Origin of the sequence: Corynebacterium kefirresidentii, assembly GCF_016599755.1 — a bacterium.
Taxonomy (GTDB): Bacteria; Actinomycetota; Actinomycetes; order Mycobacteriales; family Mycobacteriaceae; genus Corynebacterium; species Corynebacterium kefirresidentii.
This window is the reverse complement of record NZ_CP067012.1, coordinates 311,074-323,626: the sequence shown is the minus strand read 5'-3', so window position 1 is coordinate 323,626 and position 12,553 is coordinate 311,074. Positions and strand designations below refer to the sequence as shown.

At 51.3% G+C, this 12,553-nt stretch carries 6 protein-coding genes and 1 pseudogene; 2 read left to right on the top strand and 5 right to left on the bottom strand.

What is annotated here, in order from left to right:
* Positions 1-842: 842 nt before the first annotated feature.
* The gene (locus I6I12_RS11955; RefSeq protein ID WP_234288152.1) at positions 843-998 is read left to right on the top strand and encodes an IS3 family transposase; all 156 of its coding nucleotides are present in this window, start codon (positions 843-845) and stop codon (positions 996-998) included.
* 103 nt (positions 999-1,101) lie between these two features.
* On the opposite strand, the gene I6I12_RS01810 is transcribed toward I6I12_RS11955, so the two are convergent.
* The 3 genes from I6I12_RS01810 to I6I12_RS01800 form a co-directional block, all read right to left on the bottom strand.
* A complete protein-coding gene (locus I6I12_RS01810) occupies positions 1,102-2,787 on the bottom strand; it encodes an AMP-binding protein (protein WP_200288550.1) in 1,686 nt (561 codons plus the stop codon).
* Between the two features lie 38 nt (positions 2,788-2,825).
* Positions 2,826-6,095: a cytochrome P450 gene (locus I6I12_RS01805; RefSeq protein ID WP_200288549.1), complete on the bottom strand. Its 3,270-nt coding sequence runs from the start codon at positions 6,093-6,095 to the stop codon at positions 2,826-2,828.
* Between the two features lie 378 nt (positions 6,096-6,473).
* The gene (locus I6I12_RS01800) at positions 6,474-7,541 is read right to left on the bottom strand and encodes a GDSL-type esterase/lipase family protein (protein WP_200288548.1); all 1,068 of its coding nucleotides are present in this window, start codon (positions 7,539-7,541) and stop codon (positions 6,474-6,476) included.
* A 600-nt stretch (positions 7,542-8,141) separates the two neighbouring features.
* Between I6I12_RS01800 and I6I12_RS01795 the strand changes: the two are divergent.
* Positions 8,142-9,334: pseudogene (locus tag I6I12_RS01795) on the top strand (IS1249 family transposase).
* Between the two features lie 329 nt (positions 9,335-9,663).
* Here I6I12_RS01795 and I6I12_RS01790 read toward each other — a convergent pair.
* Both I6I12_RS01790 and I6I12_RS01785 read right to left on the bottom strand, forming a co-directional pair.
* Positions 9,664-10,677 carry an alpha/beta hydrolase gene (locus I6I12_RS01790; RefSeq protein ID WP_023020077.1) on the bottom strand — a complete coding sequence of 338 codons (1,014 nt, stop codon included), beginning with the start codon at positions 10,675-10,677 and terminating at the stop codon, positions 9,664-9,666.
* Positions 10,678-10,814: 137 nt separating this feature from the next.
* Positions 10,815-12,509, bottom strand: coding sequence for an arabinofuranosyltransferase AftB family protein (locus I6I12_RS01785; RefSeq protein WP_200288547.1), 1,695 nt, complete (start codon positions 12,507-12,509; stop codon positions 10,815-10,817).
* Between the last annotated feature and the right edge of the window lie 44 nt (positions 12,510-12,553).

Genomic DNA, 12,553 nt, shown 5'->3' with positions numbered 1-12,553 from the left:
GGGGTCAAAAATACCCCTTTAAGCAATGAATTGTTCAATTTAACAACCAGTGGATAGCAGTCGAAAGAGAAATCCACCGAATCCCTCGTCAAGCAACGGTCCCCACTCAGTTATGTTGAAGAAGTGTAGTTTAGTCGCTCTGGTTAATCTTGGCGGCATCTCGAAAAATTTGAGCAACTTGCTAGATTGCTCGTAGTTTTAGCTGGTTGTAGAGTGACCCCACTATATAATTTTCCACCACCCGGGCATTCAGAAGTATTCCCAACTGAAGCCCCCAGCCTTTCCGTATTGTACTGCTCCCCATTACTTCGCCTGAGAAATCAATTACCTACTCTAGTGGGGAGCAGTTGTATTCGCGCACGTAGTTCGTTGTCAGTGGCGCAGCGGGAGAATTGGCGGCCCGAGTTATGGTTACTAGGCTGCAGCTCAACATGTTGGTGTTCGCGTTGATCCAGTCCTTGTTTTGTTTGGTCGAGTCTTGCTCCATGGCAAGCTATGTCTTGTGAAAGGCCTTCAAAGCGTGAGGTTGCCGAGTTTAGGGTTGCAGGCCGCAAAGTGTATTTGTCACCGGTAATGGATCTCTTCGACCGCTGTATTGTCGCTCACACCGTGTCGCCATCACCGTCGATAGAGTTTATCGCCAAATTCATTGACAAAAGCGATTGCGGCTTTTGCGCCGAAGCCTGGGTGGGTGATGCACACCTATACCAAGGCTTCCAATACCAGCAGTCGACCTGGCGTACTTTGATTCACGACAACGGCGGTGTTCAGTCAGTGTCGCGTAAAGCCAACTGTGACGACAACGCAGTAATGGTCAACTTTTTCGGACACTAAAAACCGAGATGTACCACGGAGAAGATTTTAGCAACGTCGAGGAACTCACCCATGCTATCGAAGATTACATCCAGTGGTACAAAACCGAACCCATCCAACAACGACTAAAGGGCCTGACCCCGATGCACTATCGGAATCAAGCCCTTGAACGTCTAACCACCTAGACTTAAACCAGCCCAACTTTTGGGGACCAGTTCATATCAGAAGGCAAGCAGAGGGGAGAATAGGCTTAGAAAAATCTCATCCTACACAGACGAATTGAACTCTCTAGGCTGTCGACTTGCCAGGAAGCTCAGGGCGTATAACCTTACCCATTGGGTTGCGAGGAAGATCAGTAACGAAAAACACGTCGCGAGGAGTGTGCGCGTCGGACAAGCCCTCGCGGACTAGCCGGCGAACTTCATCTTCTGTAAGCTCCTCCGAACTCACGCCGTCTTCCCGAATGATGTAGGCACGGAGAGCCTGGCCAAAGTCAGGATCTTGAACGCCGTGTACATGTACCTCTGCGACACGACTGTCTCGGATCAGTAAGTCCTCTAGCTCAGAAGGGAAAATCTTCTCACCATACTGCGTAATTACTAGGTCGTCCGCACGCCCGCCCACGTATAGCTTATTTCCCTTCTTATAGCCGCGATCACCCATACGCAGTAGCCCATTTTGAGTTTTAATATCAATTGATGGATCGGTATATCCGGCAAACATGTCGTAGGCACCGGCGAAAATCTCCCCTACTTCGCCGTCGGGAACCACTTGACCGTCATCGTTTCGTATCTCAATCATTGAGCCTGGGTGAATAGTACCAGTCAACGTTGGGTCTGCCGCCAAGTCTTCGGCTGCCGAAATCGCAAGACCAGAAGTTTCAGTGGAACCGTAGCAATTGTGGAAAATGGGGCCGAACTTTTGATTTACTTTTTGCACCTCGTAAGGGGTGAGGGGGCTACCCGAGGACGTTACAAACTCAAGGCCAGGCACGCGGTCAATACCGTTCTTATCCAAATAACCTATCATCCCGCGAAGCCGAGAGGCGGAGCTGATCCACGCATCCACACCATACCGTTCCACTTGTTCAAGTGCTTTCGCTGAATCGAAATTGCGTTGAGTAATTATCGTCGAACCGGTAAATAAGCACAACAGCATATTACCCCAGCCGTAGAAGTGAAATAGTACGCCTGTAAGAAGGACAGACATATCTCGGCGCCATGGGATAGCGTCCAAAATCGGTCCAATACCCTGAGGCGACTTAAGCTGGCGGCGTACAACTCCCTTCGGCATTCCTGTGGTACCCGAGGTCATCACGACATGCTGAGACTTCGTAGGCTTTTTGGGCAGGAGGCTCAAATTAGGACTGCCGGCTTCTATGATTCCCTCCATAGTAAGGACACCCTCAGGGAGGGAGGAGCTATCCTCCACGTGACCAATAATGATCTGACACGTCTTCTTAGTAGTCTCCGTAAGCCTTTCGTAGAAACATTGGTCCACGATGAGGGTTTTAACTTCATGGAACTCAAGCACGCGCTCGATCTGGGGGCCAGAGCTGTTGGCGTTAATCATGAAAATATGGTAGCCAGCCATCTGACGTGCGCAAAGCGGAAATATTGCAGCACGCCCGTTTAGTGCCATGACGGCTACATTGCTTCCGTCCTCCACACCGTTTTTGAGAAGTCCGGTTGCTAGTCGAGTTACTTGCTCGAAGCACTCACCAAACGTTAGCTCGCCGTCATCATCAACTAGGCCCAGACGTTCAGGGTGACGGCGTGCGGTATTCGCCAATGCGCCACTTTCCAACGTCCCAAACCTTCGAATAGTCTCAAAGTCGGACCTTACCTCCCGCGCCGAACCGAACTCAAAGATGTTGTTTTTCCGAATGACGTTAAGAAAGTAAAGGAACTGACGAACAACTTCCTTCCTAGGAACACCATGCTGAGTGTTTGGTTGCAGTGTGTATTTTGACATTGTTTTCCTTTCACGGCTTAAATTACTTAGTTGCAATTTTATGAAAATGCATCAGTGACATAGGTAAACGATTCTCGTTCCATCTTTCCAACTGCAGCGGCGGCAGCGCTTTCATCTAGGTTGAGATGTTCCCCAACAATCGTTCGCATGACTTCACGCACCGAGGGCGCAACCTTGGTCGCATCTCCGCAAACTAGGACCCTCGCGCCCCTGGAAATATAGTCCATTACCTCGTGACGATTCTCGTATACTTTGTCTTGGACGTACTTCACTTCATTTTGGGAAGAATTCATTTCTGGATGCCTAGAAAACGCTGTCCTAACGTCGACTAGACCGTCTTTCTCCCAGACTTCCAATTCTTCCCGATACAAGTAATCCGAATCTGGTCCGTGGCATCCGAAAAAGAGTAGTACAGGTTCCACAGCACGCGTTCTATTCCGTGATTGAATCGCGCGTTCCTCGATGAACGCCCTCAAAGGTGCGATCCCTGTACCCGCACCGATCATCACCACTGGTTTGTCCACGTCATCGGCGCGGAAGTGGGGGTTTCCACCAACAACGGAAACGCAAACCTTTGCCCCTGGTTTTAGTCCAGCTAGATAGTTGGAGGCAACACCGGAAAAAACTCCACTTCCAGACCAAGCTGGAGACTCTAGCCTAGAGAAGGTAAGGGACACCCGATTCGTAGATGCCAACGAGGAGGAGGAAATAGAGTAGCGGCGGGGCTTCAGTGGCTCGAGGAGGGACAAATACTCTTCAAAGCTCAAATCAATTGATGAATACTTCTCGAGGAGGTCTATCAATGAGGTCCTATTCTTCAACAACTGAGCATAAGTGGCCGGTTCAAGGAGCATTTCCAATTCCTTCTTTTCCGGGGGGCACACACAGTTGCGTTGTAGGATGCCGATGTGCTGTTTACTAACTGGAGTTGCAAGCTCAACGTAGTTAGTAAGTAGTTCAGTAAGAGTCATCACTTGGCCGACTGGAAGAATCGTAGATTTGCCGTTCAGCTTTATGCGGGCTTCGCTTGACAGCCTAAATCGATCCAAAACGCGATTTACTGAAACTTCTGGATTTCGCGGTAGTACTTCAAGATAGTCACCTGTAGAATAATTAACTTCTTGAGGTAGCTCTATATCCACCCGGTACTTATCATTGATCGGTCCATCTGCGGCGGTTGAAAGCCTGACAACTTTTTGAACTTCGGCCTCAAAAAACTCGCTCTCCGAATCGGTCGACAGGGCATCTGCTCGACCTTCGCTCATGTACTGGATCTGAACTGAATTCGCTTCGTCTTGGCTGTTAATTTCTACCGAAAGATGATCTCCAATAGCCTGCCAAAGCTGCTTTTCCCAGTCCGCGAAATCCGAGAGGTAGTCTCCGCGAACATCTACAGCTCCTCTATCGACGAGCCGGTTAGCCCCCGCCGCTTCCATAGCCTGATCGATGACTGACGGCACGCGTTGGAACGTTTCCGCCCATTCGGAATTACCACTACCAACTACGGCAAAGCTTACTTCACCTAAGTCAGGACAGTCCCCAGTGGTCAGCCACTTGAAAAAAGACTTCGCATTCTCCGGCGGCAATCCCTCATAAGAGCTGGTAGCAATTATTACTACGTCTCCAGAGTGCAGGTCATCAACTGCATCATCGAGGTCAGCCACCTCCGTTTCAAAACCTTGCGAATTAGCGAACGCTTCCAGTTTTTTCGCATGATTCCGAGAAGTCCCAGCATTGGATCCGACGAATAGCCGCAGCTTATGACCGTTTGGCTCGGCAACCGCAACCTTGTCAAGCCTTTCCTCGCCGGAAATCGACCCACCTGCTTCGGTCTCAGACTCCCCGCCTCGACCCCGGTACGGGAACTTTTCTCGCGGAGCGATGTTGATCAATAGATCTTTCGGTTTCGAAGTGAGTCCATCCAACATGGTAAGTTCGTATGAAGGATCAGCGAATTCAAGATCGAAGTGTTGGATAATTAAAGCAAGAACCATTGTCGCTTCCTGCATGGCGAATGCACGGCCTAAGCAGGATCGCTCGCCGTTGCCAAACGGCTTCCAGGCGTTGTGCGGAATTTTCTTTGCACTTTCAAATTCAAACCTCTCCGGTCTAAATTCCTCAGGACTATCCCACACAGCCGGATCACGATGCATGTGTCCCAAAAGGACAAGAAGAGTGTCGCCTGGATTAACAGTTACAGGGTCGCCAGCCGTTCCTCCATTTTCGCCGATTGTGGTGGTTTCATAAGGTGTCACAGCATATGCTGGTGCCGTCGGGTATAGTCGCAAGCCTTCACGTAAGATCTGGTCTATGTATCCCAGATTTTTAAGATCTTCATACTTAGGAAAGCGACCATTCAAAACCTTGTCTGTTAATTTTCGAGCTTTCTGAAGGACTTCCGGATTCTTGATTAACTCATACACCACAAAACTTAGAAGTCCTGAGGTAGTCTCGTGGCCTGCAATCAGAAAAGTAATGAGCTGATAACGGAGGTTCTCATCGCTTAGCTTTTCACCAGTCGACGGATCTTCAGCATTCATCATCACGTCGAGAACATCTTCATCACCCTCAGCGCTGGGATTCCGACGCCGCTCTGAAATCAACTCATCCACCGTATTTTCCATGGTTTTAATGTCCCCCTGGAATCGGTGTTGACCAATAAAGTCAAGCTTTTTTTGAATTTCAAGTGCGTGAGCCTTTCGGCCTGCATGATGTAGGCCTCTTGCCATTGCATTGACAAACGGGTGGAAACCTTCGGTGTAAAACGAGTTAAACCGATAGCTGAACGAGCATAGCGCGATCGTATCGAGAGTCAAACGAGTGAAATCATTAGCAACGTCAACTGCCGCTCCTGAAGAATTTCTGGACCACTTAAGCATTAACTGGTCCGCAATGTCCGTCATTTGACCATACATACTCCGCAACGCTAACGGGTTGAACGCCGGCATGAGAATACGGTGGGCTTTGCCCCACTCCGGATCATCATATTCAGAAGTAAACAGTCCATTCCCCGCAAAATTACGCACTACTTGCAGAGCAGGGTGGACTAATTTATGGAATCGGGATTCATCCGATAGTTCATCCACCAGTGCGAAGGAGCTCACTACATAGAAAGGCTCTGTCCCAGGGATTACCTGTCGATAAAATCGCCCATGTTCTTTAGCAAGCTTAGTTGCGGATTGTACAACGTTATTAGGGTCAACCGAATATGCAGTTCCGACAAACGGGTAAACCTTGGGTCCTGGCAATTCCGCCAAACAAGTTGAGTTATTGTCATTTTTCGAGGCGTTGGTGATAGTGCCAGTCATCTAGATTAGCTCCTTCTTTGAATTCACATCGCAGTAATACGTCTCGGATTGAAGTCCTTGTTGGACTTACAGATAGGAATTTGTACAGCTACGTTAAATGGCTCTTGAAGGCGTACTTCTAAAATAATTGAAATACTTGTTGAATGCTCGGCCATGCATTCAAGGTTCTGTCCAAGAAATTGTCTAAACGCAATGTACCGGTTAGATGAACCAGCGGCGTCGTGAGCGGATAGTTCTGGACCAGTGTGAATACAAACTCAGGAGTCATATCGTCGTTCTTTCTGTGTCAATGACGAAATTGCCGTCTCTTCTAGTAAAAGTCATAGACAGGAATTAGTGGCTATTTCCATCACCTGCCTGTTGACCCATTTGGATGCCTTAGCGATAAGTTTCGGCAATACGCCTACCATAATATCCGTGCCCGGCATCAGTGAGATGCCCGGCCAACTTATGCGGTGAATCGTCAAAGATCGAGGCACCATAACGTCCAGGATCATTAGAGCACCCATTCTTGCCACTTTGAACGGAAATCTCGGCGACCATATCCAGAAACTCACTTCCCGTATGCAGAGCGGCCAATCGTTGCTGTTCTCGCACTTCATCTTGGTAATAGGCCACAAGTGGGAAATACCAGTGACTGGTAACCCCTAGAAGATTGGAGCCACACGTATGATTGTGCCCATCTGTTTCATCTGGGATTCCCAGAAGAATTACTTTTGCGTTGGGGGCGACGCTTTTCACACGGTTAATAGCACCTGTCATTGCCGCATCGTAACGAGCCATTCGTTGGGGCTGTGTAGTCATTGATGGCAAGTTATTTGGCTGGTAAGTGTCGTTAACTCCAGCACTGATAGTCACCAGCCGCGTATTCGCATCGAGCTTACGATCCGCTATTGCTCGCTCAACCTGCTGACGAACTGTGTCATGTGGGATTGCATCATTTCCGTGCGGTTCGACGTATGCAGTCGCTCCCGGACAAGAATAGTCCTCTAGGCGCAGGCCAGTACGCTTCGCAGCCTGAACTGCAAAGTTGTTAGGATCCTGTGCGCAGGAGCCATTGCGAATGGTTGGCCACTCAAGATTCGGGACGTTCTTTTTAGTCTTGTATACCGCCACGTCTAGTGCTGTAGGGTTGGCCGCTACGGAATCGCCAAAGCTCAGATAGGTTTCCCGAACGTTTTGGTTCACTTGAGGCTTTGGTTGGAGGTTTATTGGTGCCGCTGGAAGCGGTGGCATTTGCGGCAACGGGGGAAGCGGTGGCATTTGCGGCAACGGGGGAAGCGTCGGCGCTTGTTGAGGTAACGATGGTAAAGAAGGGGCTGCCTGTGCAATTGGCACCCCTGATACCCCGATGGCGAGCGCGACTATTACACCGCAAATTTTTCGTATCTTCATTGGTCCTCTTCTCAAGGTTAAAATTGACTGGCCAATCTTTGAAAGTACCACAGTGGCACTATTTATAGTTTGACAGCTTTCGTTAAAATGTTACACGTCATCTCAAAGTTCCTCAGGGATATTCTGTATAGCTTGTAACTTTTTTAGAAATCCCTTTCTGCGCTGTATCCCATGTCTCCCCATTACTTGCTAAATCTCCACGCACTGGAGCACTATATTTGCGCGGATTCCACTACATGCAAACCATAAATGCTTGACCAGCGTTCGGACATTCCTCCGTCTTTTGAGCAGAAGGCGTGTCTAGTTTGTAAGCATGCATTCGAGTTGACACATTGGAATATCGCTTTGGCGGTGCACTGCTCCTTAGTAGGGCCGTTTTTCGTTCAATGCACCGGAATGGCACCTACAGGCGCTAACTGACTGCTAGTGCGCTTTACCGCTGATACCAAAATTCCCTTGACGCTCTCTTTACGCTGTTCGAATAAAACGGGGGTTGAGGGTCACAATGCATGTCCAAGGTCAGGTAATTTTAGATTCTGACCTGTAGGGTTTCGCAGGATATATGCTTCGCGGGCGTATATCTGAGCTTCAGATGCGAAATCCACGATGTGGTAGCCAACCCGTGGTAATAGGCGGTGGTCTGGTGGCCCAATGCCAAAGGATCGACCACGTTGCCACTGCGGCGGCGATACCAAATGCAAAGGAACTACCCGAAGGCGGTGTAAGGCCTGCGGAGTTTCAGTCAATAAAAGCCGACCAGATGTCACCAAAGCTGCCGCATTGAGCCAGTTCATCGAACATCGCATCTCCACAACCTCACTGGAAGCTTTGGCTACACAAAATGGTGTCAGTGCTTCAACAACGAAACGACGCTTTAGCTGGTGCTGGCTTGTAGATGTTCTCGACCTCATCGTCGGTCATACCGGGCGGATCTATGACCAAGTCTTTATCGACGGCACCTACACCGCCAACAGATGTTTAATCGTGGCCGGCACCCTAGACCACGTCATTGCCTGCCACTGGTGCAAGCGCGAAACCACCCATGCCTACACACAGTTATTGGAACGAATATCAGCGCCTTCAATCGCCGTCATTGACGGCGAGCAAGGAGCTGCTAGCGCCATCAAACAGTGCTGGCCTACCACTGTCATCCAACGCTGCCTGGTGCATGCTCAGCGTGTGGTACGCCGCTATACCACCTCACGTCCACGTACTGATGCTGGGTGCCCCATCTACCAACTGGCACCCAAACTCACACGCATTACCACTATCGACCAAGCCAGCCAATGGGGCGCACAACTGAATGGATTCGCCTCGGTCTACCGCACCTGGTTAGAGGAAAAGACCCTCGTCAAAGACCCCAAACAGTCCATTGAACGCATACGTTGGCCCATGCAAACGTGCGCAAGGCCTACAACAGCCTGGCGTAGCGACCTGCTGCTTGTCTACCTCACCCCGCCTGAAGGAGTCGTTGATACTCACGAATATAAGCCACCACCAATAGTCTCGAAGGCGGAATCAACCCCCAGTTGAAATTACTAGCGAGAACAAACCGCGGACGACGCGGAGAACGCCAACGCCGAATGCTCGAGTGGTGGCTCTATCTAAAAGCAGAACTACCCGACGAGCCACTACGCATCGCCAAGCAGTCCCACTGGGGCCAGGACCAACTCGCCAAAGTATCCATCCTGACCCACACCGCGAACCAAGCCGACCACGAAACAGGACGACCAGCCCTCTACGACAACGGTATCGACACCGAGTACACCCACTCAATCGGCATCCAAAAAGGCCAAATCCAATCCCAGCGACACGCCGAGCCAGACACACATTTTGACCCTTAAGCCAAGTTCTCCTCAAAACATCTCGTATCCCACAGGAAATTTTTATCTGGTACGCACGCTACAAGGCGAAACGGCGGAACTCGTGGTGCTATCACTGCTCCATCAATTTGATGGCTATGACCGCAAATAAAATCGGACTAGTCGCGTAGAACCACACCCGTGTCCACTCAATCAGATGTGGCAAGAGACGACCCCCGTAGGGCCATTCAGATTCATACCAATTCAATATAGCGAGACCATGATTGTACTGCGATCTTCAACTCTAGCTGTCGGCCTTTAGTTATAAGGACACTGTTCAAACAACCAACTCTAGTAAATGAACTACTGCGCTACCACGCGTTCATCACGTTCAGAACTTGAGGTTTAGAGCGATTAAGCTGATAACCAAATTGTTCCCAGTTGTGCAGGCCTTGGGCTGGGTAGCTTACAGTCGGATTTAGACCTTGCAGCCGCGCAGCACCTTCCCACACGTGAGTAGTCACGTTAGACCCGACCTCTAAGGCTGCCCCAGCGGCTTGATGCTCTGGCAGATAATGGCTGTCCCCAGGACCAGGAATACCAGAGGCCGAAGAAATATATAGATTAGTGTTACGCAATTGAGGGATCAGCAACAGCGGATCGTTTTGGAAACGCTTCGGATTAAACAGCGATCCGTACATTGCATTGATATTGAAGCCACCAGCATCCAACATAGCCAGACGCATGAACGTCTGTGCCCCCGGAACAGTGGTAGTCAAGAAACCGGAAAAAGACAGCGCTTGCCGGAATTGATTCGGGTGCTTCGCTGCCAGGGTTAGCGCGGCACCAGCGCCCATCGACAAACCCGCAATAGAGTTATTGTTACGTGCAACGCCGAAGTTTCGCTCCAGATAGCCTGGGAGTTCGCTGGTCAGAAACGTCTCCCATTTATAATTAACGGGGTTTGATAGATCGTAGGTCGCAGGCCCCTGCCAATCAGCATAGAAGGAAGCGGCACCGCCAACCGGCATAGCCAAGGTAATGTTGTGCGGCTCGTAGGTCCTTGCAGCATTGACGTCGTTTACCCACGCGTTGGTGCGATCGGTGGCACGGAGACCATCAAGCAAATAGAGGGCAGCATTGCCGCCGCGCTTTGCGGGCTGAATCTGTACCGGGATGGTGCGGCCCATGGCCTGGGACCACACGTCACAGCGCTGGACCCACCAGGCAACCTTGTCCCACTCGCACGTACCAGTGGCGTCACGGCGCAGCCAGTCGCGGTTGGCTGCTTCTGCCGGCTGGGACCCCGCCACGACGGCTAGGCCCAAAGCTACGGCAACTGCCATGATGACTGAAAGGACGCGACCCTTGATGGAAGCCGTCATCTTTCTCCTCCAAACTACTCGGTGATTGTCACTAAGCTTTATCGTCCGAACCCCGCATATCGTTAACGTCACGGATCGATAACAATGTCACAGGTTAGTGTAACTTAGGTTGGCCCTAAAGTCTGCATTTGAAGGAATTAGTGCAGGTAGTCCGAGGGATCCGAGGAGAAGGCTAGGGTCCGCCCGTCTGTCAGGGAGAATTTAATATTTTTCCAGAAACGGTCCCAAGTTAAAGGATCCCTGTAGGTGGCGAAGAGTTTCTGAAAATCGGCGTCGGCAAGAGCGGCGCGAGCCTTGGCAACCTCGTACTTATCAATCCACGCCGGAACCTCGTCAATATCGACGGCAGAGTCTGCCACCTGCCATGACATATCCAAGCTCTTGTCGTGCCCAATGCGTCCACCCACGATGCGTGGCTGGCGCGCCGCCAAAGGATTGCTGAGTCCAATATTGTCCAGCACGCGAATATCCAGCGGTGCATTCATGGAAGAAAGGCCCAAATTGAGCAGGTAAACGGTCGGTGGGTCGGTGCGCGAGGGATCTGCGGGGGCCGCCGTCCACGAGAACCTATCTTCCCCCTTGATATAGCGGAAGGTCATGGCGTCGCCAGCCTCCAGCTCGTCGATGCCCTCTTGGTAGTCCTCCATAAACTTGGCGCCGAGGAATTCTTCGGCCCGCATGGGAGGATCCTCACGCTGGGTCGCGTTGGTCCAGAAATCGCGCTCATCCACGATGGAGATCTCGCCCTCGTAGATGCTGCGGTCCACCGGATGTCCGCGCAGAACGATAACTAGCGCCCATACCGCACAGAACACGGAGGCTATCCATGCTCGAACGCTCACCACAAAAATGGGAAGCAGTGCCGCAAAAAGTGGGAGCAAAAGCATGCGACCATGCATGAAATCTCCACCCACGCGCAGCACGTAGAGCGTGTGAATGAGCGCAGTGCCTTCAAAGAGATAAATAGCGGTGGCAGTAGAGCACACCGCGGTGGGGCGCAGGTTTGCCTTCCATAGACCTGCCACGGCGAGCACGATAAGCGGCAGGAAGAGCCAGTATGGGCCGGCAAAATCCGCCAGGTAGGTAAACCCCTTGCCCCATTCGGAGTCAGCCGCGGACTTAGCCACAGCCGTGTGTGGGGTCAGCAGGCCGTAGTAGCCCATGCGGAAGACCTCATAAGCCAGCGGCAACGGCACCGCGACAGCGATAACTTTCCACGATCGATGAGACACGAGGAGAATGATTCCCACCAGACCGCCGTACAGGGCGAGCTCTGGGCGCACCAGCCAAGACAATCCGGCCCAGAAAGCTAGCCAGTAGGCGTCGCTATTGCTATTGGAATGGCGGGCCGGCCGCGACCAACGCAGCAATAGCGACCAGAGCACAGCTAGATAGAAAATGCAGAGGCCCCACTCCAGTCCCGAGGTGAAGAAGTCCCTGGCCGGCGGAAGGGCCAGATACACCAGCGCACCGGCCGGAAGAACAGCGCCAGAGCGAATGCTTGCCGACGCCCCCGTACCGACCACCATTGCTACTACCGCCAGGATGAGCCCCAAGTAAATGGCGATGCCTTCTAGGTTTGCGTGGGTCACCCAGCGCACCAGGAAAATGAGGTACTGCCACAGCGTGGAGGTATTGGCCTCTACGCGTTCGCCCATATTGAACACGGGCCCATTTCCGGCTTCGAGGTTGCGCACGGTTCGCAGGACAATGAGTCCGTCATCGGAAATCCAGCGGCGCGCAAAACCGCCCCACAAAGATAAAACACCGATCACAAGAACGACCGCCGGGGTACTCCAGCGGGCGATACTCTTGTGGTCGGTGTTAAGCACGGGAAGAAAGTTTATCAGCCCCGAGGAAAATTTCTATATCGATT